At 49.3% G+C, this 23,846-nt stretch carries 19 protein-coding genes; 6 read left to right on the forward strand and 13 right to left on the reverse strand.

The window, feature by feature from the left end; genetic code table 11:
- Positions 1-224: 224 nt before the first annotated feature.
- A complete protein-coding gene (locus tag SC127_RS22565; protein WP_442955740.1) occupies positions 225-797 on the reverse strand; it encodes a MerR family transcriptional regulator in 573 nt (190 codons plus the stop codon).
- Positions 798-1,309: 512 nt separating this feature from the next.
- Here SC127_RS22565 and SC127_RS07175 point away from each other — a divergent pair.
- Positions 1,310-2,329 carry an alpha/beta hydrolase gene (locus tag SC127_RS07175; RefSeq protein WP_332625862.1) on the forward strand — a complete coding sequence of 340 codons (1,020 nt, stop codon included), beginning with the start codon at positions 1,310-1,312 and terminating at the stop codon, positions 2,327-2,329.
- A 464-nt stretch (positions 2,330-2,793) separates the two neighbouring features.
- On the opposite strand, the gene SC127_RS07180 is transcribed toward SC127_RS07175, so the two are convergent.
- From SC127_RS07180 to SC127_RS07235, 12 genes are all read right to left on the reverse strand, one after another.
- A complete protein-coding gene (locus SC127_RS07180) occupies positions 2,794-3,525 on the reverse strand; it encodes a GntR family transcriptional regulator (protein WP_332625863.1) in 732 nt (243 codons plus the stop codon).
- Between the two features lie 100 nt (positions 3,526-3,625).
- Complete coding sequence (gene frlD / locus SC127_RS07185; RefSeq protein WP_332625864.1) at positions 3,626-4,411, reverse strand: fructoselysine 6-kinase; 786 nt, start codon at positions 4,409-4,411, stop codon at positions 3,626-3,628.
- Between the two features lie 124 nt (positions 4,412-4,535).
- On the reverse strand, positions 4,536-5,558 hold the full coding sequence (frlB, locus tag SC127_RS07190; protein WP_332625865.1) for a fructoselysine 6-phosphate deglycase: 1,023 nt from the start codon (positions 5,556-5,558) through the stop codon (positions 4,536-4,538).
- A 21-nt stretch (positions 5,559-5,579) separates the two neighbouring features.
- Positions 5,580-6,920 carry a fructoselysine/psicoselysine transporter FrlA gene (frlA, locus tag SC127_RS07195; RefSeq protein WP_332625885.1) on the reverse strand — a complete coding sequence of 447 codons (1,341 nt, stop codon included), beginning with the start codon at positions 6,918-6,920 and terminating at the stop codon, positions 5,580-5,582.
- A 1,455-nt stretch (positions 6,921-8,375) separates the two neighbouring features.
- A complete protein-coding gene (locus tag SC127_RS07200; RefSeq protein WP_243079460.1) occupies positions 8,376-8,528 on the reverse strand; it encodes a stress-induced protein in 153 nt (50 codons plus the stop codon).
- A 135-nt stretch (positions 8,529-8,663) separates the two neighbouring features.
- Positions 8,664-9,623, reverse strand: coding sequence for a glycoside hydrolase family 43 protein (locus tag SC127_RS07205; RefSeq protein ID WP_332625866.1), 960 nt, complete (start codon positions 9,621-9,623; stop codon positions 8,664-8,666).
- 402 nt (positions 9,624-10,025) lie between these two features.
- The gene (locus SC127_RS07210; RefSeq protein WP_332625867.1) at positions 10,026-11,192 is read right to left on the reverse strand and encodes a cupin; all 1,167 of its coding nucleotides are present in this window, start codon (positions 11,190-11,192) and stop codon (positions 10,026-10,028) included.
- A gap of 12 nt (positions 11,193-11,204) precedes the next feature.
- On the reverse strand, positions 11,205-11,996 hold the full coding sequence (locus SC127_RS07215; RefSeq protein WP_332625868.1) for an HpcH/HpaI aldolase family protein: 792 nt from the start codon (positions 11,994-11,996) through the stop codon (positions 11,205-11,207).
- Positions 11,993-12,724 (reverse strand): alpha/beta fold hydrolase, encoded by a 732-nt coding sequence (locus SC127_RS07220; RefSeq protein WP_332625869.1) that lies wholly within the window; start codon positions 12,722-12,724, stop codon positions 11,993-11,995. The genes SC127_RS07215 and SC127_RS07220 overlap by 4 nt, the downstream gene beginning before the upstream one ends.
- On the reverse strand, positions 12,721-13,485 hold the full coding sequence (locus tag SC127_RS07225) for an SDR family NAD(P)-dependent oxidoreductase (RefSeq protein WP_332625870.1): 765 nt from the start codon (positions 13,483-13,485) through the stop codon (positions 12,721-12,723). Before SC127_RS07225 ends, SC127_RS07220 begins: the two co-directional genes overlap by 4 nt.
- A gap of 2 nt (positions 13,486-13,487) precedes the next feature.
- Positions 13,488-14,819 carry a histidinol dehydrogenase gene (hisD, locus tag SC127_RS07230; protein ID WP_332625871.1) on the reverse strand — a complete coding sequence of 444 codons (1,332 nt, stop codon included), beginning with the start codon at positions 14,817-14,819 and terminating at the stop codon, positions 13,488-13,490.
- Positions 14,820-14,919: 100 nt separating this feature from the next.
- Positions 14,920-16,164, reverse strand: coding sequence for an MFS transporter (locus SC127_RS07235; protein WP_332625872.1), 1,245 nt, complete (start codon positions 16,162-16,164; stop codon positions 14,920-14,922).
- A 366-nt stretch (positions 16,165-16,530) separates the two neighbouring features.
- Here SC127_RS07235 and SC127_RS07240 point away from each other — a divergent pair, with 366 nt between their 5' ends.
- The 5 genes from SC127_RS07240 (at position 16,531) to SC127_RS07260 (ending at position 23,774) form a co-directional block, all read left to right on the forward strand.
- Positions 16,531-17,601, forward strand: a complete 1,071-nt coding sequence (locus tag SC127_RS07240) for a LacI family DNA-binding transcriptional regulator (protein ID WP_332625873.1) — start codon at positions 16,531-16,533, stop codon at positions 17,599-17,601.
- Positions 17,598-18,569: a nuclear transport factor 2 family protein gene (locus SC127_RS07245; RefSeq protein ID WP_332625875.1), complete on the forward strand. Its 972-nt coding sequence runs from the start codon at positions 17,598-17,600 to the stop codon at positions 18,567-18,569. Before SC127_RS07240 ends, SC127_RS07245 begins: the two co-directional genes overlap by 4 nt.
- A gap of 199 nt (positions 18,570-18,768) precedes the next feature.
- Positions 18,769-19,908, forward strand: coding sequence for a nuclear transport factor 2 family protein (locus SC127_RS07250; protein WP_332625876.1), 1,140 nt, complete (start codon positions 18,769-18,771; stop codon positions 19,906-19,908).
- 3 nt (positions 19,909-19,911) lie between these two features.
- Entirely contained in the window at positions 19,912-21,219 is a 1,308-nt protein-coding gene (gene hisD, locus SC127_RS07255; protein ID WP_332625877.1) for a histidinol dehydrogenase, read from the forward strand.
- A gap of 362 nt (positions 21,220-21,581) precedes the next feature.
- Positions 21,582-23,774, forward strand: a complete 2,193-nt coding sequence (locus tag SC127_RS07260) for a glycoside hydrolase (protein WP_442955741.1) — start codon at positions 21,582-21,584, stop codon at positions 23,772-23,774.
- Positions 23,775-23,846: the final 72 nt, after the last annotated feature.

Consider the following 23,846-nt stretch of genomic DNA (forward strand, 5'->3'; position numbering starts at 1 on the left):
GATTTATTCGCAGAGAAAAGGGGGGCTTAAGGCACAGAATGCATTCAGACCGAGGCGTTTATAAGTGAGCGGGTTCATGAAATAGCGAACGAGTGATCAATCGGTTTTTGCCAGGCGAGTGAGCGTCCCTGCTCTTGCTTCACCCTCAAAAGCGGCTATGGATAGGTGAATAAGACTGACCGTAAAGGCGAGAGTGCAATGCGGAGCCGTAGCAACACCGGTCTTCAGGAATTCAGATGTCGGAGGCAACGAGTCGTCCTTGTGGAATAATGCTTGATAAGCTCCGCCATATTCAGCACGGGTTTAACATGTTCTAAACCCTGTTTTGCTTTGATCAACCGCAGCGCATGACTGAGCAGACAGGTAACACAACGGGCGCGCAATTCCTCCCTGTTACCGCTACAAAGCCATCGAACCAATGGCGTAAGCATGAAGGCTAAAACATCGCCCGGGCTGTAGCGGGTATAGAGTTTCCACAGGTAACGTGACCGCGTTTCATCTGTTCCATACTGAAGGTGAATAATAAATTCCTGTCTGCGCAATTCCCAGCCGCTGGGGCGGTAATGCCATGACTCGTTAAGCAATGTAGAGATTTCACTGAGCGTGTCACCGGATGACGTGAGCGCGCGGACGACCCTGATTTGCGCAACCTGTGACTCACTGTAGCCTTCTGAGCAAGGAGGTTTAATGAGTGAAGCTGTCTGCCAACTGGTGAGCGTTGCAGGAAGGATGCCAGTCATACGACAGACAGTTGAAGTAGGAATAAACAAACCGGTTATCTCCGTCAGGCTAAACAAGGTTACTCAGCCTGCCTCAGTGCCTGACGAGGAAAATTGATTTTGCTCAAAGTAAATTACCTTCCGTTATTTATTAGCTTGCAATTAAGAATAATCCGACCACAGGTTTTGACGTAAATCACGTGACTAGAATTCGTCAGCCGGGCTGATGCTGAGAGAAGAGAGTATTCAGGCGATTTATAAGAAAATCTCTTTATGACACTTCGTCTGGCCGCTTTATATGTCTAAAAAACCGATTTTTATCGACATATAAGTAAAACGTATCGATGTCATTATCATGTCTAAAACATGCGTTAGAGAAGAACTAAAATTTACATAATTAACTGAATGTAAAGGTTTCTTATAAAATAAAGGATGAGTGTGGTCAAGTGGAAGCGACGAACAGAGGCCGAGAGAGATGGGGTGTAATTAGATAGTGCGCTATTTAATAGTTTACAACTTAGAGGCGGCGTGTCACCATCCAAAAACTAAATAGCGCACTACTTAATAGCAAGAAATGAGAAGGAAGGATAATGAAAATGAAAATGACCGCCGGCGCTTTACTTTTAGCAAGTCAGATCGTGAATGCATGGGCCGCACCTGTTGAGAATATTCCCCAACCCACCGCTGGCGTAGCGGCCTTTCTGAAGGTGCTGAACAGCGGTAACGGTAAGCCGATTGAGCAACTGTCACCCAAAGACGCACGTGCCGTATTAACCGGTGCCCAGGAAGGGGTAGTTTTACCGCCCGCAGAGATTTCCGAGAAAACAATTAATGTGCTGGGTAAACCGCTGAAACTGACCATTGTAAAACCTGCCAACATCAAAGGTACCTTACCCGTATTTATGTTCTTCCACGGCGGCGGTTGGGTGCTGGGTGATTTCCCAACCCATGAACGACTGGTGCGCGATTTAGTGAATGAATCCGGTGCAGCAGCGGTGTTTGTGAATTACGATCCATCACCCGAAGCCCATTACCCCGTAGCGATTACGCAGGCATATGAAGCAACAAAATGGGTAGCTGAGCATGGCGCTGAAATCGGAGTTGATGGCAAGCGACTGGCTCTGGTCGGTAACAGCGTTGGTGGAAACATGGTCGCTGCTGTCGCGTTGCAGGCGAAGCAGTTCAAAACCCCGGCTATTCGCTACGATGTTATGTTTTGGCCGGTAACTGATGCGCGCTTCGATGATGCTTCCTATGAACAGTTTGCAGAGGGCCATTTTCTAACGAAAAACATGATGAAATGGTTTTGGGACAGCTACACAATGTCAGAAACTGATCGAAATAATATTTTGGCATCGCCGTTGCGTGCCACTACCGATCAGCTGAAAGGATTGCCGCCTACGTTGATTCAAACAGCGGAGTTGGATGTATTACGTGACGAAGGTGAAGCTTTTGGCCGTAAGCTTGATGCCGCTGGCGTACCCGTCACTGTGACGCGTTATAACGGCATGATTCACGATTATGGATTATTAAATGCATTGAGTAAGGAACCAACCGTGCGCACCGCGATCAGCCAAGCCTCTTCTGAATTAAAGCAACACCTGGAATAAATCAGTAGTGAAGTAAACATGACGTCTTAAACACGTTAGGCTTTTGTCAAAACAGCCTGAGTTTGATCCTTAACCGGAGTCAGGTTATTTTTTACAATGATAAATGTAATAACTCGTAACTTTATTTTCGATGAATCGGACGAAATGAATCATAGAGAAACGCGTAAAAATAATACGAACGACATATTTCCTGGTCTTTGTCAGTAAAAATAGGCGCTATTAAAACAAAATCAACCTTGAATACTGATAAAGCAAATCAGAGAGTAAAGCAGCAGGATGATAATGCTTTATTAAATGAAGGTAAAAGGACTAAAGCAACAGTCTGGCGGCGACTGGCATTATCTTATTTGAAATGATTATGATGACCCGTCAATGAGGTTAAAAAATCACCACCAACTAAGTGTTACTAAGGTCTAAAAGTTGAAGAGGATAAGCAGCCAGCACCTCTGCGGACGGTGCACCGTTTAATGCCCTTGATTATCAATTGTCAGGCTCACACGATTCGCGCGGCAAAACAATTCTGAGTAATGGACCGGCCTGTTGTGTTGGTCATAGGCAATTTTGCTGATGCGGAACAACGGCTCGCCGCGCTCGCACTTCAGTCTGGACGCTTCTGTTTTAGTAGCAGTGAAGATATCAATGGTCTTTTTGTCGCTTACGACACGTGTGTCAAACTGTTCCTGAAACAGCTTATAAGTTGAGGCTCCGGCAGAGTAAATCTCATCAAAGTGAGGGAAGCGTGAGAGCGGGATCCAGGAACTATCGATAAACAACGGTTCGTTATCGAGATACATGACGCGTAATAAGCGGAATATTTCGCCTTTACCGGGAATATTCAGTCTGTCGCAAAACGGGTCGCTGCTGACGCGCTCCTGTTCAATCACTTTTTCACGGGTGGGCTTGCCCTGCGAGACACCGAAATCGGTAAAGCCGCTCACGGTTAACAATGCATTCTCGACCTTTGTACTCTGAACAAAGGTGCCTTTTCCCTGCCAGCGAATCAGCACGCCATCCTTCACTAAATCCGTAATTGCCTTGCGAATGGTGATGCGGCTGACGTTATACAGCGTGCATAGATCGCTTTCGACCGGTATCTGCTGGCCTGGTTTATAAAGACCTTGCGCAATATCATCAAGCAGACGCTGGCGCACCGTGGCATAAAGAAGTTGATGCGAATAGCGTTCCGTAGCTGGCATGAATCTACCCTGAAATTTATGAAAAGTGGTGATGAGTATAGAAGTATTCATTGTTTAGTAATAGAGAGTTGGCGCGGGCAGCTTCGCGCCAACTCTTGTACTACCAAGCCCCCTGATAACTAATCGTGTGTGCTGCACTCTGTGTTCCTTGCTGCATGGCATCCAGTACGGAAGCCCCAGTAGCGATAGCACAGAGGAAACCGGCGATATAAGCATCTCCCGCGCCGATGGTGTCAACGACATCGACCCGTTGAGACGGGACTCTCAGGAACTGTTCGCCATCCCAGGCGAGACTTCCGTTTTCGCCAAGAGTTGCAACAGCGATGCCCGCCCCACGAGCTACCAGCGTTTGCAACCGGTCCTGTAACCATGGGCTTTCCCTATGTGCCGAGGCGAACAGATAATCAACATGCTCCGGTAAGGTGTGCCACAGCGGGCTTTCCCATTTGTCGGCAAAATCAAAAGAGGTGATTTTTCCGGCCCTTCTAAGCGCCGGAAACAGGGATTCAGCGTGGCCCCATATGGCGGAGTGGATAATGTCGTAAGTACAAAGCCACGCCAAGTCATCGTCGCTTACCTTAAATTCCGCCATCACGCCTTCTGTATAGTCTCCGAGAAGGCGTTCATTGTCGCGAAGTTCAACCAGAGTTTGGGCAGTTACGCCGGATTTAGTGTGCAGATGTGAAATATCAACACACTGCTGCCCCAAATCACGCTTCAACATCGCGCCATATTCGTCGTCACCCACCCAGCTGACGCAAGTTGGATGCATACCATAACGTGTGCTATACACCGCTACATTTATGGCATTGCCACCGGAAAAAGCTTTATTGAGTTGGGGATAAATATCGACACAGTTGTCGCCTACTGTTGCCAGTCGCTTCATAACGTCTCCCGAAACAGATGCCTACGAAACGCAGGTGCTATCAGCAGTTGCTGATGCATGCAGGTAATTTTCATTTCGCTGCCCCAGATTAATGCCCGGCCTTTGGAAAAGCCGGGCAGGGAAATCAATACTCAACAAGGCCGCCGTAGTAGCGACGGTCATCTGGGTTATGGTCTTTGTAAATAGAGAGGTAGTAACAGAGCCACTCCATCGGTACGAACATCAGGAACGGTGCTAACCAGGGATGAAGATCTTGAGAGACCTCGGCATAATCAATAACAATGACATTGTCGGTGCGCTCACGCACAAAGCGGATCGCTCGCTCGGTGGTATGACGGCTTTCGTCGTTGCCCAGCAGGAACAAGAACGGTACGCCAGGTTCGACAATTTCAAGTGGCCCATGACGGAATTCGCCGCTCTCTATCACCGAACCGTGAGTCCAAGTGAACTCCATTAACGTGACAATACCCTCCTTATAGGCCAATGGACGAAGTGGGCCGGCGGCCACGGTGTAAATCATTGGCCACTGGCTTGCCTGTTCGCCAAGGTGACGCCCTTCATCCTCCCAGGAACGCACAAGGTGCCCAAGCGCCTGAGGTAGCTTGCGCAGGTCGTTTTTAATTTTGCCCACTTCCGGATGAGGTGCGAGGCGAGTGATCATTTCCAGCACTACGCTGTAGCAGAGCAGCAAATGAATTTCCCAAATGCAGTCCGCTTCATAGGCCACCACATGCTCAGCTGCGGTGATAATGGGGCTGTCGGGATGTTTGGTGAAGGCAGCGGTTAATGCGCCACAGGTGGCGCCCAGCTCCAATGCTTTAATAACTTCTTCAGTTTTACCGTAATCAGAAACACCGATAACCGCGCAACGTGAATCCAGACGATGTGGCGTGTTATCGCAAAACTCCCAACCCGAAAGGGCATAAACCTGAAGGCTGGAAAAACGGTCCGCCAGAAGTTTAGCAGTCTGGGCGGCGTTCAGCGGTGAGCCACAGGCGACAAAATAGATGCGGTCGATGCCACGTTTAATCATTTCATCAACAATGGCGTGAACGCGCGGAACATCGTGCTCCAGAATCTTTTCTACTTCCTGTACCATATTTTCAGTGACCAGGAAATCTACGGTGCTTTTATCAATATTCAACATGCAATACTTCTCCAGACAGGGTTAAGAAACATGGGCCAGACGGCGGTTACGCTTTTCCCAGAAGGCATAAGCGGGCAGGCCGGTAGCGATAATGATCAAGGCGCAGATCAGCCCGGGAACCGGTGCCCACACAAAAGTGGAGGCAACGAGGATCAGGCTGGAGGCGATAGCTGCGAAAGTCATCAGACCGAATGCGGGCGTACGCCACAGCGGTTTGTAGTCTTCACGTTTACGGCACCAGATGATGGAGCCGAAGGTGAGGGTGTTTTTGAAGCACATGACCAGTGTGAAGTAACCCAGCAGGCTGGTGAGATCGGAAACGAAGATAAAGAAGATACCGAGTGCGCATTGCAGAATGATCGAGATATCTGGGGTGTTATATTTAGGATGAACATGGCCAAAGCATTTGAAAAAAAGCTGATCTTTTGCCATTGCATACTCAAGGCGCGGTTGATACATCACACAGCTTGAAAGCGAGCCGAGAATGACAATGATGGCAGTGACTGCAACAAACACACCCGCCACGCCGCCTAGCGCAGGTATATAGGTCAGAGCATCAGAAATTGGCGTTTCAGAGGCGGCCAGTTTATCAAATGGCATTAGCCCGGAGATCACTAGCGCCAGTGAGGAGTAAAGCACTAAAACCAGTAGACAAGAGCCAATCAGCGCGCGTGGCATTGTTTTGCCTGGATTTTTAATTTCACCGGTCATATAACAGATGGACGCCATACCGGTGTAAGACCAGCTGGTTGCCGATATGCCAGCCAATAACGCCATAATACCTGCCGCTGCGCTGGTGGATGCAGCGGTGTCTGGGGCGGTAAAATTGTCACCTTTGAGCCAGAAAATGCCGATGCCGATAACAATCGCGAAAGGGATAACTTTGGCGATAGTAATAAGCGTCTGGAAGGTAGCACCGCCCTCCACCGACCGTAAATGCAGCAGCATAAAAGCCAGAATCAGGCCGGTTGCCACAAATTTACCGGTAAGCGGGTCGAGCGGTATCAGGAACCCCAAATTACTGGCAATCGCCAGCGCCATGATCGACAGAGAGGGTGCATCATTTGCCCAAAAGCTTGCCCACCCCGACAAAAAAGCCAGCGGCCGACTGCCAGCGTTTTTCAGGTAGATATAATCTGCACCGTTTTCAGGGTAGGCGGTGGAGAGTTCCGCATAAACACACATCTGTGGAATGACAATCAGTCCGCCAATGACAAAAGCCAACACTGTAAGCCATGGCGTTCCTGCCGCTTTCGCCACTTCACCTACTGAAACAAAAATACCGGAACCGACAGTCGTTCCGACAGATATTGCCATTACGGCCCAAAAGCCAAGCTTGCGTTGTAATTCCTGGCCATCCATATCGTTACCTTTTTTAATTTTCAAATGGAGTTGTAGGGTTCAAATCGCATCGTCTAATCGAAGGCAGTAAGCGGCCGCATGATCTGGTGATTGAGGTCATGAAATATTTAGCAGGCACTTACACAATAAGATGACTCATAACAAATATAACAATACATGATGAATGCAATGGTGGAGGTAGATCACAAATTCATCATGAGCCTTGTTTTGGTTAGGAAAAACAGATCAAGCGATTGAATTTTATAGATATAAATTAATGATTGGGTTTTATAGGTTTGTCATCGTGGTTTCATCACAAGTGTTTCCATTGAACCGTAAAGGCCGCAATGGATAACAATGAAAAGACTGTTGCAGAGCTTATATGAATAAATTGCTGCAGCTCCGACAGAGCGACTAACAGATCAATAAGCTACGGTAAGAAACCTAACCAGTGCGAAATAATAAGGGGCGCTAAAATTGATGAGGCACGTATGACAAAATTTAAAAAGCAATAAAAAGCGTAAATCTTGGGTTATTGGAAATGCTGTAACAATCCGATGACCAAATGAAGGAAATGGGAAAAGAGTTGGGGTGACAGGCAATAATGGTCTGAGCACTGCCGCCTAAAGGTTAAGCAGCCTAATGCAGCGGGAGCTGAATTAATTATTTATTTGTAGGTAGTTCAGCGGCCTTGCCAGAACTATTAAAAAAGTACGATTGAGAAAATAAGTGGGGAATAATTCCCCTTGCCTGTTCCGTGAATAACACAGTTATTGACATTACCCTAGGTAACTCCGTGGAAGCAGATTTCAGCAGCATGGGCTCGGTTGCAAAACCCCAAAATCTTTACTGTCGGGCTGAACTGCGACACGGGCACGCATGTAAAAATGACCCAGGACGGAAGCTCCGCGGGTCCGGCAGGCGTTCTGGCATTCAACGCCGGAGCGGACCAGGCCGGCAGGCATCAGGATCCAGCTGCTTAAAGGCGGCGCGCCGGTGGCCTTGGGTAGCGCGCTGGGCTTGGGTATCGCGATAGCGGCAGGGGGTTTACATTTGCTATTAACCGCTCGTTATTATCAGAAGGCTGAGCCCATTGTCGGCGGAAAAACAAACACCAAGGCCACGTTTACCATGCCTTATAATTAACAGCTCGCATCACCGCCTGACGTATCAAAACCGGTTGCTGGCGACACTACATGCAGCGCCAAAATTTTTGTGATGTGCAAAAAAATGACGATCTAAACCAGTGCCGGTTTGGCACAAAGCCAGCATTCCCCATAGCAAGACAAAGGTAACCAGAACTTCCATCGTTTCTGTAGTGACATTTTGGCGTTAGTAAACACCGTGTTCACCCGCGCAACGCGCAAGATTTTTTTAATGACTGGTATCAGCTCGGTAGCACATGCACGATGCACGGAAGAGCTATTTCAGGGGCATTCCCTTGCCCAGACAATCGCATTCGTCTTCATCGCCATGTTATTGTTTACCGCCGTTCTGGCCTGTATTGACAGAAACATTATGATTATTGGTGAAATTACCTCCGCTTTTTTTACCCCTTTTCTTCACCTCATCTTTGGCTTTTGCCGGATGCTCTGCAAAATCATCTTTACCACCACGATGTTTAGACATGATTGACCTCTTTATGATTATCAAATTGATAAATGCTCATGAATAGACGAGCTACATAGATAGCGTAGCCCCTATCGAAGAGGTCTGCACAGAGACACGTTGCACTGACGACAGCACGTAATTTTGGCATCTGGCTTACGGCTTGTGGGTATGGTTTTCTGCTGGCGGCAAGCCAAAATCAGGCATACCGTCTGCGCGCCAGTTAAAATATTTCAGACGGGTATGTCGGCTCGGATCAATCAGTGCATCTCCCTTCATCCCCGTATGGTTACGGGTGTGATAAATCAAAACATCCCGACCTCGCTCATCCACTGTAAAGCAGCAATGTCCTGGGCCAAACTGCTTGTTTTCCCCGCTCGAGCTGAATACCGGATTAGCCAGTTTTATCCAGTTATTACGCTGCAACGGGTCTGCATCAATATCAATCCACAGTAGACCCATGCAGTAACGCTCATCGGTTGCGCCTGCGGAGTAGGCGACAAAAAGACGATTATTATGAATCAGCGTTGATGGCGCTTCATTCACACTCGCGCCCGCCTTTTCCCACGCATATTCAGGGCAGGACAGCAGTAGCGGCTGACCTTTTATCGTCCAGGGATTACTCAATTCCGCCAGATAAAGACAGGAGTTGCCGGGAACTGCGGGATTCTTTTGCGCCCATAGGAGCCAGTCTCTTCCTTGATGCTGACAGTAAGTAGCATCAAGCGAAAAAGTATCAAGCGGGGTAATAATCTGGTGACAGGAATGCCAGCGCCCCTTTAGCGGATCGGCGTCTTCGCAAAGCAGGGCATACATGCGATGCTGGAACAGACCATCAACATAGTCACGTGACGGGGCAGCGGCAAAATAGAATACCCAACGGTCGTCTACCCGATGCATTTCTGGCGCCCAGATAAGCTGACTTAAAGGACCGCTATCGGGTTTATGCCAGACTGTAACCGGTTTGGCTTCCCGCAGTCCTTCCAGTGTGTTCGCGTGGCGGATCTCGAGTCCGTCATATTCTGGGACGGATGCAGTGAAATAATAGTCCTGCCCGCAGTGCAGAATAAAAGGATCGGCGCGTTGCGTAATAAAAGGATTGGGCCATGTTTTCATTATTGTCCCCTCGGAAAAGGTCCCGAAGCACTTAAAGGGTGTAGAAAAAAGGTTTGTTTTTTATCAATGTATTCAGTCAATTGAAAATGCAGTTAAAGGGATAGAAGTAAAGTATCAGGCAGAAAATGCATTCTCACAATCTGCCCAACGCTTTAGTTTCAAATGGTTTGGATAAAGCGTGAGGGGCATGCCATACAGAACGGGCTTAACCCGTGAGGAAACAGCGATGATTGATGTGAAATCGTTCCCGGTTTTTTTGGGTAGAGTAGTAATCGGTCCTGACTTTGTCACCCTGCGCTTCAGCCGCCGCTAACACGTTTACGCTTATTAACGGCGTAACTGCTTATCTCAGAGCAGTTACGCGAACATTTTTAGCTGAAATTCGGAATGAACACCGCTCGGCTAGTCAGCATAAGCTGTTTTCTCACCGGCGCGGCGGGCTGTAGCAGGCAATAAACTGGCCTTGGCCACGTATCCATCTGGATCCAGACAGCAATCCATCTCCAGCGCTTGCTTGATTATCTCTTGATCCCAGATGACTCTTTTGCGCTGATCGCCTTGAGTCGTTAGCGTCGCTTCCATTACGCCATCAAGGGCGCGATATTGGCGCCAACTGCCGGCAGGCACTGAAATCACTGATCCTTCTTCTGCCATGATCGTGACCTCCTCACCTCGGCGATTAAAGGTCACTTCCAGCGTACCTTTGAACACCATCAGCACCTGAATATCCTGGCAGCAATGCAAACCAACACGATGCTGATCCTGAATGCGCAACCACTCAACGGTGAATCCATGTGGATTGTGGATGGGGGGTGCACTGTTGCGGTCTTGCGACATCCCATAACCGATAACCGGTGCCAATTCGCCACCGTGCCCCGGTAAGATGGAATCCAGCAAGGCATTTTCGGACCATTTACGCTGCTCGCCAGTGACTGCCCGTTGGCTCATCTCTTCTATAGAATAGTCACGCAGCGCAGCGATATGTTCTGCGCCCAAAGGTTGCAGCAGATCGGCTTTATCGGGGAGGACATCGCCCACCTCAAGATCAATAAGCATATTGTCGCGACTAAGGTACAAGCCATATTCGCGCGCGGCCTCTAAAATCGACGGATGCCAAATAATGCCGCCGGTGTTATTACCGCCCAGCACGGTAAATACCATGCCGCTGGTATCTTGCGGACTCACGTTAGTAAAACCACGGAAAATCCATGTAGGGATCGACAAAATGGCTGGCGCACTAAATTCCGCTTCATGCTCGCCATTCGCACCCCAGCGAAAGCGCCAACTGCCCTCATGGATGAGGAATACCTCAGCAGTAAAATGCAGATGCAGGTTGTTAGTCACACCTTTCGGCATCGCAGCGGCACCAATGTTAAAACCATGCGGTTCTGGAATGTTGACGACCTGAGACGCTGACTGCGTGACGCCAGGCCCAATAAAAGAGTAGTTCTGCTTAAGATGTGAGCCCGGCAGCTTGCAGTCAATAAACGCTACGCTGCAAGACACGCGATCTTCAGGTCGGACTAAACGGCGATGTGCTTCTTGTTGAGTCAGAGTTACGTTTTGCATTTTTCTCTCCCATTAATATCCAGATGATCCGCTGACAGGCGGTGTTTCCCCTCGCGTTAATGCGATGGCGGTGCGGGCAGCAGCGCCGAGCTGCATCACATCATTAGCGGGAGTGACAAAGTGAAAGCCTTGCGTCAGGCGATGAGCCGCAGCCTGACCCGATGTGCAAAAGATTCCAGCAAGTTTTTTATGCGCACGGCAGCGGTTCAATACGTGCTCTATGGCAGCCAGCATCACGGGATGCTGAGACTCGGCACTCGCACTGCCGGTCAGCGTTAGAGAAAGGTCATTGGGGCCGATAAAAATCCCGTCCAGCCCATTGGTATCGAGAATGCTATCTAAATTATCCAGTGCTTCGCGCGTCTCAATCATTGCCAGCGTCAGGATCTCTTCATTGGCATGCTGCGGATAATCTTTGCCGCCATAGAGCAGTGCGCGTGCCGGGCCAAAAGATCGATTGCCCAGCGGCGGATAGCGACATGCCGAGACAAATTGTTCCGCCTGCTGTGCGGTGGATATCATCGGGCAGATAATTCCCCAGGCACCGGCGTCAAGCATGCGCATGATGTGTGCCGGATCATTGTTACTGACACGCGCCAGCGGCGTTGCAGGCGTGGCGGAAATTGCCTGTAGCATTGACAGTGCGCTGGCAAAATCGATCATGCCATGCTGCATATCGACGGTGACAGAATCGTAGCCCTGATGTCCGGCGATTTCGGCGCTGTAACCTGAAGGAATAGCCAGCCAACCGTTGATAATGGGTTGTTGCTGACAAAAGGCTGCTTTCAGCGGATTTCTTCTCAAGATTGTGACTCCTGTATCCAGTTGCGCATGAAGTTAGCCACCTGTTGAGGCGCTTCGAGGGGTAAGAAATGGCCGCATTCAGGTAAGGTTATCCAACGTGCATGCGGTACGGCCTTGGCGATAGCCAGGTGATGTTGTGGCGTGCATATAACGTCATGCGCGCCGTTAAGAATTAAGGTGGGTGCAGCAAATGAGGCGAGTAATTGGCGGTGATCTTCACGAGAAATAGCCACTTCTGTTTGGCGCGCTAAAGTTTCGAGCCCGCTCTCCTCGGCCATCTGGACAACGGTACGATAAAGCAATGTGTCATTTAGACGATGAGGAGCAACATAGCGCGGCCACAATGTGTCAGTGAGCCAGCGCGTCATACCTTGATTAGCCGCTTCGTGTACGGCAGCACGGCGCCTCTCTGCATTATCGGGTGCGTCGCGAAATGGATTAACGGATAAAAGCGCCAGCTTCGCAATGCGCTCTGGTGCCAGAGCCAGCATGTGCAATGCCACAATGCCACCCAGAGAGAATCCCGTTAAGCAGAAGCGCAAAGGCAGAACGCCAAGCAGCTCACTTGCAAGCGCATGAGCGGAGTCAGCATTATTGAGGCTATAGCAGCGAACGTGACGGACATTGAGCTGTTCTGTCACCGGCTGCCACAACCGATCATTGCACAGGGTTCCGCTAAGCAGCACCAGCGGCGCGTTATGATTTTCCAGTAAGGGTGCCGTCTTCATGTTGCCGTCCATCCGCCGTCAACCATCAGCGACGTTCCGGTAATGAGCGCTGAAGCAGGCGACGCCAAAAAAACGACGGGTCCCATAATATCTTCCAGCGTGCCCACTCTGTTCAGCTTGATGTTGTCCAGCACATAGCGATTAAACGCGGCATCAGCGAGATTGGCGCGAGACATCTCGGTAACAATAAATGTCGGGCATAACGTGTTAACGCGAATACCCAACTCGCCAAGCTCCAGCGCCATGGTTTTCGTTAACCCTTCTAGCGCGAATTTGGATGCACAATAAACGCTGCGTTCTGGGCCACCGACATGCCCCATTTGTGAGGAGATATGGATGATTGAACCCGCGATTTGGCGCATTTTCATGCGCTGAGCAACCTGCTGGCTGATAAAAAAAGTTGCCCGTAAGTTCAACGCCATCACTGCGTCAAAATTCGCTTCGCTGACCTCAAGAAACGGCTGATGACGCGCAAGCCCCGCGCTGTTGACCAGAATGTCGAAATCGGGGAGTGTTTCCAGCACCTCGCTGACGCGCGCTGTATCGGTAATATCCAGCGTCACGCTGTTGAGTCGCAAACCTTCTGCTGCGGCACTTTTTACGGCGTCGTGAAGTTGATCTGCCTGGCGCGCCATGATCCATACTTCTGCACCCGCATTCGCCAGCGCTATCGCCGCAGCAAAGCCAATACCTCGAGAGCCGCCGGTAACTAATGCCCGACAGTGATCGAGACGGAACGTCGGAGTGCGAGGAAATGCCATCCTCATAAGGCTTTCTCGCTCTCTGCCGCCGGAACCGAGCCTGCATAAGGCACTTCTTTTTTGCCGTAGCGGCGTACGCGAATATTGGCCTGTTCAGCATGACCTGAAAATCCTTCTAACTGGCACAAGCGCGAACAGTAACTGCCAATTTCTGTCGTTGCTTCATCACTCAGGACTTTTTGCCAGGTGCAGGTTTTCATAAATTTTCCAACCCATAGTCCGCCGGTGTAACGCGCCGCTTTTTGGGTTGGAAGGGTATGATTAGTGCCGATGACTTTGTCGCCATACGCTACATTGGTGCGAGGGCCAAGAAACAATGCGCCGTAGTTGGTCATGTTGGTAAGAAACCAGTCGTCGCGGGAGGTCATTACCTGTACATGTTCCGATGCAATACGGTCAGCTTCCTGCAGCATCTCTTCATAGCTACTGCAAACAATCACTTCGCCATAATCGCGCCAGGCCTGACGGGCTATTTCAGCCGTAGGCAATTTTTCCAGTAAACGTTCAACTTCACGTAAGGTTTCCTGCGCCAGTTGTAGTGAATTCGTCAGTAAAATGGCAGGCGTAGTAACGCCGTGTTCGGCTTGTCCTAGCAGGTCGGTGGCACAGATTTCAGCATCCACGCTTTCATCGGCGATGATTAATGTTTCCGTTGGCCCAGCAAACAGATCGATCCCGACGCGGCCAAATAACTGGCGTTTAGCTTCGGCTACAAACGCATTGCCTGGGCCGACCAGCATATCTACAGGCGCAATGGTGTCAGTGCCCAGCGCCATCGCACCAATTGCTTGAATGCCACCTAACGCGTAGATCTCAGTTGCACCCGCCATCGCCTGTGCCGCCACAATTGCCGGAGCGGGTTGACCTTTAAACGGAGGTGCACAACTAATAATGCGCGAACAGCCAGCAACGTTAGCAGTGATAATCGACATATGCGCAGAAGCCAGCAGTGGATATTTTCCACCGGGCACGTAACAGCCCACCGCATTAATAGGGATATTTTTATGACCGAGAATAACGCCGGGACGCGTTTCAATTTCGAGATCGGTCAGGCAATTTCTTTGCGCACTGGCAAAATTAAAAACCTGCTGCTGAGCAAACTCAATATCTTTAATATCCTGACGGCTTAATTGCTTGATGCAGGCATTAATTTCCTGCTGCGACAAACGGTAATCGCGACGATCATAATTATCAAACTTAATGGATAATTCGCGTATCGCTTCATTACCGCGTTGCTCTATATCTGCAAGCGTATTTTCAACAATAATACTGATCTGTTTATTGGCCTGTTGGCGTTCAGATAATGATTTACTGGTTTTTAAATAGTGCGCCATGACGTTGTCCTCTCCTAATGAGTACGTGACTGTCCCGCCCAGTGAAATGGGTGAAGGGAAAAGCGTTAATTAAAGAGAAAGTTAAATATGAACAGTGCAGTTAAATCTTATTCGCATAATCCTGTGCGCCTGAGATTATGGGTGCTTTATCGCCTTGAACATTTACCTGCCGCTGATTAACACTTCGTACGGCTAGCGGCGTCAATAGGGCAGCCACCACGCAAAGCGCGCCTATCATGAGATAGCCGGAGGCTAAATTAATGTGCTGCAACATAAAACCCATCGCAACGGGTCCGAGAAACATACCGCAGGAGTAAATCGTCTGAAATAACCCCATTCGTGTGGATTGTTCCGACTCAACGGTATTGACCACGCTCAATGACATGAACACAGCGAAAGCCATGCCAAACGAGAAACCCGCCATCGCCTGCCACAAATAGATGATGTACATATTCGTAGTGAAGGGGATACCAATAGTGGAAATAACCTGCAGGGAAATACCAATCACTGCGGTATTCACTAAACCCAGGCGTTTGTAGAAAACGGAACTGCACAATCCAATAGCCAGTGCGTAGAAAATAAGATGCAGATTACTGAGCAGGGTGAGGACAACGGCCTGCGCGCCAAGTTGCTGGGCATAAATCGGGGTTAAAGTATCTCGGGTAGCAAAGGGCACCAATATCACAATGGTGGCCAGCAGGCCGATAAACCATACTGAGGAATCTGATAGCTGGCGCTTTGCGCTGCTTAAACACGCTTTTAACGTAGGCGCACGGGTTGCATCGTGAAACTCCTTAATACGAAATGTCAGAATCAGCGCCAGAAGTGCCGAGACACTGGAGATGAAGTAGCTGATGTTTTTGTCGAAGTAGTGAATCAACACCCCGCCAATACAGTTACCGATGAACACACCCAAGGGGCCAGCCAGCGCCAGCAAAGCGACGGCCGCAGGCGCCTCTTTTTTATCAAAATAACGAATGAACAGAATGTTATAGAGAACCCAGGTTGCCGCAGTAAAACCATCTGCGGCCTTTGCCAGATACAGCGTCACGGCGCTGGGTTCGAAGTAAGCAATCGGCCAGGTCACCAGGGGCAACAGCAGGCTAAACTGAATAAAAATTTTCCGGCTTCTTACGACATCCGACAATATTCCAATGGGGAAACGAACAAGCAGCGTCGCTAATCCGCTGGCACCCATAATCATTCCCACCACTTCAGGTTGCATTCCTTCGGTAATCAACATCGGTGCAAGGAACGCATCAATACTGTGGATGCAGATAAAGAAAAGTACGCTAATAGTAAAAAACAAACTGACTTCAGGTCGTCTAAATAGTGCACGAAACATGGCGGTGAACCTCTTGAAGATTAATGGGTTATAACCAATCAAGTACGGCATTAACCGGTGAAATCGTTGATTGCGATTTCGCGTAACCGGTAAAACTGACGGCGTTTTTTTATCATATGCATACGTATTCAAAACCCGACGTTACGGAAAGGTTTCAGTTTTGTAAACCCTGATAATGTAAATGTGAAAAAAATAATTTGGCCGCTTGCATACGCATGCAAGAATGGTGTAAGTATAAAAAACAGGCACGTCAACGGAAGAGCAATATGCTGGGTAGGGGATTGTCCTGAACCTCATTGCACTCATTTAAATCTTTGTTTAAACAGGATGATTATCGTTGCGGAATGTAGATAAGGAAGAGTAGCAATGAAACGTAAGACTTTTGGGCCGGTGACATCGCAGCAGGTGGCGCAGATCGCGGGCGTATCACAATCGGCGGTATCTCGAACATTTACGCCAGGCGCCAGCATTTCGCCAGCCACGCGTGAAAAAGTACTGCAGGCTGCACGCGAACTGGGTTATCGACCAAATGCAATTGCCCGTTCACTGAATACCGCACGTTCGCGCATTGTCGGTGTGGTGATGTCCTATTTCGATAATCAGTTTTATCCGCAGGTACTGGAAGCACTGGCACAAAAACTAGATGAACTGAACTACCACTTGCTGCTGTTTGTTGGTGATCGCGATGGAAATGCTGACCGAATTTTTGACCAAATTATGCAATATCGAGTAGACGGCATTGTGCTGGCCTCAGTTTCGTTGTCGATCGAGCTTTCTGATGAGTGCCTCGCCGCCGGTATTCCTGTCGTGATGTTTAATCGCAGTGAAGAAAATACCACTGCATCAAGCGTGAATACGGACAACGAGGCGGCCGCCCAGCAGATTGCCGAGTTTTTGATCGCAGGTCAGCATCAACGTTTCGCTTACGTTGCTGGGCTGGCGGATTCTTCGGTCAACATGGCCCGGCAGAATGCATTTGTTAATACCTTACACAGCCACGGTATAAAGGATATTCGCATCGTGCAAGGTGATTATGATGCGCAGAAGACCGCACAAGCGGCTTGTGCATTATTCTCTTCGCCGCAGCCGCCGGATGCCATTTTCGCTGCAAACGATCATATGGCGTTGACGGTAATGGATGTCGCCCGTTTCAAATTTAGCCTGCGTATTCCTGAAGATCTGTCCGTGATCGGCTATGACGATACCGGTCCTTCGGGTTGGCCTTCTTATGCATTGACATCTGCTTCACAGCCCGTCAATGCCATGGTCAATGCCACCATAGCGCTGTTGATGAAACAAATTGAGAGTGAAAATATTGAGCCGGAACAGGTTGTTGTTCCTGGTGTACTGGTGGTGCGCCATTCTGCAAGGCGTCCACAGTTTGGCATTATTGAAAAAGACGGGCTGTCTCTCTTCAAACCGCAGGAGGTTGAATGACCAGGTTGCCGGGCTTTAGCCCTCAGTTTGATTCTATACAGCAGTTTATTCTGACGCTGACCCATCAGGTTTGGGAGCAAAAAGACATTGGCCAATTGGCGGATTTTTATGCAACGCCAGTGGTTTTTCATACGCCAGAAAAGCAGCTAAACGACCTCTCACAGTTTATGCGTCTGACACTGGAAGCCATGCACAGCTTTCCGCAACGCACGGTATTAACCGAAGATATTTTGTGTACGCACACACCACAATATGAATATTACGCCGCCCAACGTACGCTGGCCTGTATTCAGCATCAGGGGGAGGGATTCTTTGGTAAACCAAGCGGAAAATCGGTTTGGTTGCGTACCTGGGCCGATCGCGTTTGCGCTGAAGGCGCAGTGCGACAGGAATGGCTGCTACAAGACAGAGCCGCCATCGTCTCGCAAATTGGCTTGGATGTGCGGGAATTTGCCCAACATCTCGCCAACGGCCGCCGTGAGGCTGGACTGGAAAATGTCACTGCAGAAGAGATGGATGCCCGCTGGGCAGGTGGACCAGAAGGAGATGATGTTGAAGGTCCGCTGGCTGGTCTGATAGAACGTTATTTATCGATGTGGGCAGGTGGCAATAGCGGTGTCGTGCCGGGTCTTTATCATCCCGCAGCGACCCTCTTTGGACCCGGCCATGTTTTGCGTACCGGCGAGCAGGATATTGGCGGTTTTCTTTCCGGTTATCGCGCTTCATTCGCCGATAACGAAACGCAACTGCATCATCTTGTGGTCCGTCGTGATGCCAATGAGCCGGTACGTCTGTCGCTGCGTTGGTCAATGCTTACCTGGCACGACGGGTATGGCAAATTTGGCGTACCCACACGGCGACCAATTTCTATTATCGGAATCACCCAACTTGAGTTACGCGATGGTTTAATTATTCGTGAATACCTTGGTATTGATGAATTAGCTATTTGGTCACAAATCCTGAATTAATCTTGCAAACTTAATGTCGGGGATATTATTCCCCGAAAAAAATAGAATATCTGATTTTGGTAATTAATTTATCAGGTATTCCTGCTGTCTGAATATTTAAATTAAACATTATCGCCATTGGTAGGTGAGGGCTTTCTTTACCGCTAAACAATGGTCACTGTAAATAACCACCATGCACTTATATAAAGCAGGAGTTCATATGTCTTCAACTGAAACCACGAATAAAGCCCCGATAACTTCAGATAAAAGCACTATAAAATCGAACCGAGATGAACCTGTATTACAAGTAGAGCGACGTGACTTTATTGATCTCGTCCCAGAAAAGCGCCCCCGCGTTCAGTCATTAAGAGGTTTCGATGATTGCTATACCGATATTGTCGATTACATTGTGCGCTGCACGCATAAAATATGGGATGAACGTGATGTCGGATTAATTTATACACATTATACGCACAACTGCGTTTTATATAACGCGCTCGGCACCATGTATACCCGCGAGCAAGTGGTTCAGGATACGTTGCAACGCCTCATTGCTTTTCCAGAACGTCGCGGGATGGCGACGCAGGTTATCTGGAACGGCAACGACGTTGAAGGATTTTATACTTCGCATCTGGTGACCGGCAGTGGTCGCCATACGCAGTATAGCCATCTTGGTAAACCGACTAATCGTACATATGTAACCCGCACGGTGGCGGACTGCATGATTTACGAGAACAAGATCTATCGCGAGTGGGTAGTGAGCGACAACATGTCGATGATGCGACAACTCGGTCTGGATACTGACGCGGTAGCTTATGGCATGGCCAAAGAGCAATTTGATAAGGGCTTTCGTGTCACAGATATCGGCGAGAATCGTCGTATGTTGGGGCAGTATCCACCGGAAATGGAATGCGATATTTCCATTGCTCACACGGACACAGAGGAACAGTGCTTACGCTGGCTGCACGAAATCTATAACCGCCGCATGCTCGGTAAAATTAAAGAGGTTTACGCACCGACTGTGCAGTGGCATGGCCCATTAATGAAAGAGCTATACGGTCAGGCAGCGGTGATCCACCAGACGCTGGCACTGATTGGCATGATCCCTGATGGTTCGTGGATGCCGCAACACATTTGCTCCAATCCCTGCGATGAAGGCGGTACGAAAGTGGCAATTCGCTGGATTATGGAAGGCCATCACTTGGGTTACGGCGAGTTAGGCAAACCCACCGGTGAACGTCTGTTCGTGATGGGCATGTCTCACTATCACATTATCAACGGCAAAATCGTTGATGAATGGGTGGTATATGACCATCTGGCCATGCTGGCGCAAATCAAACTGGGACAAATGGAGGAGTAATAAATGGGCATGATTTCTGAAGCAGATATTGAATATATCAAACGCCCGCAGGGGCAAGACGTGCAGGCAGACCAAACGCTCAGCAAGACAGTACAAACGATTATTGAGCAAGTACGTGAACGTGGCGACGCCGCATTGCGCGACTACTCGGCGAAATTCGATAAAACAACCCCAGATAATTTCGAAGTATCACCAAACGAGATTGCGAGCGCGCTCGCAGATCTTGATCCGCAAACCCGCAAGGACAGCGAGTTTGCTATTGCCCAGGTCAAGCGTTTTGCTCAAGCGCAATTGGCAACCCTGCAACCGCTTGAGATTGAAACGCTGCCGGGCGTGCATTTGGGACATCGTATTATCCCTATCCAAACCGTGGGCTGCTATATACCCGGCGGACGCTATCCCATTTTATCTGCACCCGTGATGTCGATTGTCCCGGCAGTAGTGGCGGGATGCGATGAGATAATTGCCTGCCTGCCACCGGGTGCGCATCCGGCTATGATTGCTATTTGCCATCTTGCGGGTGCGCATCGCATTTTTAAGGTCGGTGGCGCGCAGGCAATTGCAGCGATGGCCTGGGGCACAGAATCTGTCCCGGAAGTAAATAAAGTTGTTGGACCCGGAAACGCCTTCGTTAACGAAGCTAAGCGTCAGGTATTCGGCAAAGTAGGCATTGATGCTTTGGCTGGCCCAAGCGAAATTTACGTGGTCGCCGATGAAAGTGCCGATCCGCGCATCTTAGCCGCTGATCTTTTGGCGCAGGCTGAACATGATGTGCACACCCGTGTGGGCATGGCGACAACCAGCCCACACATTGCCCACGAAACGCTGGCAGAAATTGAGCGTCAGCTCAGGAATTTGCCAACAGCGGCTACTGCAGGCGAAGCCTGGAAACGGCAGGGGGAAATTGTTATCTGCCGTGATGAAGCGCAGCTCATTGCCTGGGCCGATTATATTGCTACCGAACATCTCCAGGTGCACACGCGTGATCCACACGCAACCGCCAGTAAAATCCGCAATTATGGTTCGTTATTTATTGGGCAAAATGCCAGCGTGGTGTTTTCTGACAAATGCTGCGGAACAAACCATACGCTTCCAACAATGGCAGCAGCCCGATATACCGGAGGATTATGGGTCGGTGCTTATGTCAAGATTTGCACTCACCAGTGGATTGATGATCATGGAATTGCCGCCGTTGCCGAACCGGCCGTTCGCCAAAGTCGTACTGAAGGGATGCAAGCGCATCGCCGAGCGGCAGAGATCCGGTTATTCCCTCATAACGTTGATGCCATAACGAACGGAGAACGCGATTAATCGATTTTATCATCTGCTTAACACCACGCTCTGTGGGCGTGGTTATCCAAGTAAATTACCTTAGCCGATATATTAGCTTCGGCAGGTAGCAGGGTGCATATAAGAAAATATCAGGTTTTCGGATGCGCCAAAAAGCGCTCCAATAATCATGGTTTGAGAAATTAATAAGATTCCCGACAGTCGGCAACAAGCATCATGTTTTTATTAAACAGAATTTATCTTCCCTGGACGTAATATTTCAATTGTGTGAGCTCACGCACTGAATGCGGCGAGTCATTGAGTCGGGATTTAATTTTTTGTTTGATTTTTACGCTCTACTTTATTGCCTATTCTTTCTTCCGTTTCTCCTGCAGAAAACTCTAATGAAAATATTCCTTGGCACCCTGATTTTTATTGCAACTCTGTTTCCGCTCTCATCTGCCAGCGCCGTCCTTTTGCAACAGGGGGAGGTGCTATTCAATGTTGACCCGGCCACATTAAAAATCAGCATTGATGAGGTCGTGGTGAATAATCCTCAGCAGGCACAAAAGGTCAGTGAACTCCGAAATTCTCCCACACAGGCGAACTGGCGATGGCCGGATCGCCGCATTCAGATCACGGCAACAGCTAATGGTAACGATCTCCGGCTTACCATCAGCAGTGCACGCCCTCAAACTCTTAACTGGTTCAGTATGCCCTCCCATTTTAGCATGCTGCAATTGCCTATCGGGGAAGGTAGCCGGATACCCCTTGATAATGCAGAGTGGATGGCCTATCTAACCAGCGAACTTTCCGGTTTGGATACCAACTTCGATTTGAAACTGCCATTTTGGGGGCTGGAGAAATATGGAAAGACCTACAGTTGGCTGCTTCTATCCCCCTTCAGTAACCAGGTTTCGTTTACGAAGGCGAGTAATCAATTAATGATGAAAAGCTCGCATGAGTTCAATCAATTTAATCAGCAACACTCCTTCGATGTTTTATTGCATGCAGGAATCACGCCCCTGTCGGGTGCCATTCGTTACCGTGAATATCTACAACAGAGCGGTCAGTTCAGTTCGCTTAACGATAAAATTGCAACGGCTCCGGAAGGCAAAAAACTGATTGGCGCGACACATATCTATTTGTGGGGTAATACGCTATTGGCTCAGGAAGATGTAAAAAACTGGCCAGGTCTTATCGGTTTTTTGCAGTCAGAGGCAGGCGCGGGTCTCTGGCAGAATATTGTCCCGGAAGACCAGAAAACTATGCAGCAATTGCAGAGGCGTGAACCTGAAGGCTGGCAGAAGCATTCCCTGACAGAAGCGATCAACCGCGCACTGGTTGCGCTTGTGCCATTGGGTTCTACCCCCGACAAACCGTCATTTTTGGTGGCACAGCAGCAGCAGGCAGTAAAAGTACAACAGCTGGCTCAGCAATTACTGGGGAATTTTCTTGTGCCAGCTGAAGAGTGGGGGCCAGGCTTGTCTGAAACGGTCATTAATTCATTACATCAGGCTGGGTTATCACGCTTGTGGCTGGGAACAGATAACTGGACCGCTGCTTTCATGCACCCGCAAGCAGTAAAGCTGGCAAAAAGGGCAGGGTATCTGGTTGCCAGTTACGACTCCTATGATACTGGCATTCCTCAGGGCCTTAATGACAGCTGGCTCACGGCTCAGTTACCCGGCGAGATAACGGAAAAATGTGCGATTGTACGGGCTGACGGCACTAAAAAACCGGGGTTCGGGGGGCAGGGTTACTATCTTAACCCCGGCTGTGTTCTGCCTTTTTCTCAAATCAGGATGCGTGAGTTGACGCGGTTGGCCGGGCTAAACAGCCTTTTTCTTGACGTCGACGGAACGGGCATGGTTTCTGATGATTATCAGCCGGCACATCCAACCAGTGCAGCACAAATGGCCGCAGACCGTAACGCGCGTATGGCATGGTTCAGCAATACCCTCAAATTACCGTTGGGATCTGAAGACGGGAACGCCGTAACCGCGCGTCACATCATGTTTGCACACGGAATGGAAACCTGGGGATTTGGCTGGAGTGACAAGGATATGCGGCATAACAAAAAGTCGCCCTATTATCTGGGCGCCTGGTGGCCCAGCGCGCAACCTGCTGCTTTTTTTACCCCGGCGACAGTTAAACCACGCTATCGTTCTGTCGTGTTCGATCCGCGCTATCGTCTGCCGCTGTATCAGGCCGTTTTTCATGATTCAGTGATAACCACCCACCACTGGACTTTTGATAATCTCAAATTCAGTGATGTTAAAACGACCCGTGCACTCCTTAGCCAGCTGTACAATACTCCACCACTTTTCAATCTCAGCAGAAGCACCCTAAAAGCAAGGTTGCCTGACATTATTAAAGCAGATGACAGCTTTCGGGTTTTGCATCAGGTTTTGTGGGATAAGGCACTGACGGGGTTTCGCTGGTTGGACAGGGACGGCTGGGTGCAACAAACGACCTTCAGTGATGGCTCAATGCTTACCGCAAATTTTGGCGATCGTGCATTCAACGGTATCGCTGCGCAAACGCTGAGGGCCAATCTGGCCGATGGTCGTAATCTGGATTTTAGACAAGAGTAATGAGGTTGGAGCCGCAGGCAGTGAGGCTGGCTGGATTTGATGACGTTTTGAGGATTCAAATCGGCTTAATAG

The organism is Pantoea sp. T14 (assembly GCF_036663535.1).
Taxonomy (GTDB): Bacteria; Pseudomonadota; Gammaproteobacteria; order Enterobacterales; family Enterobacteriaceae; genus Pantoea; species Pantoea phytostimulans.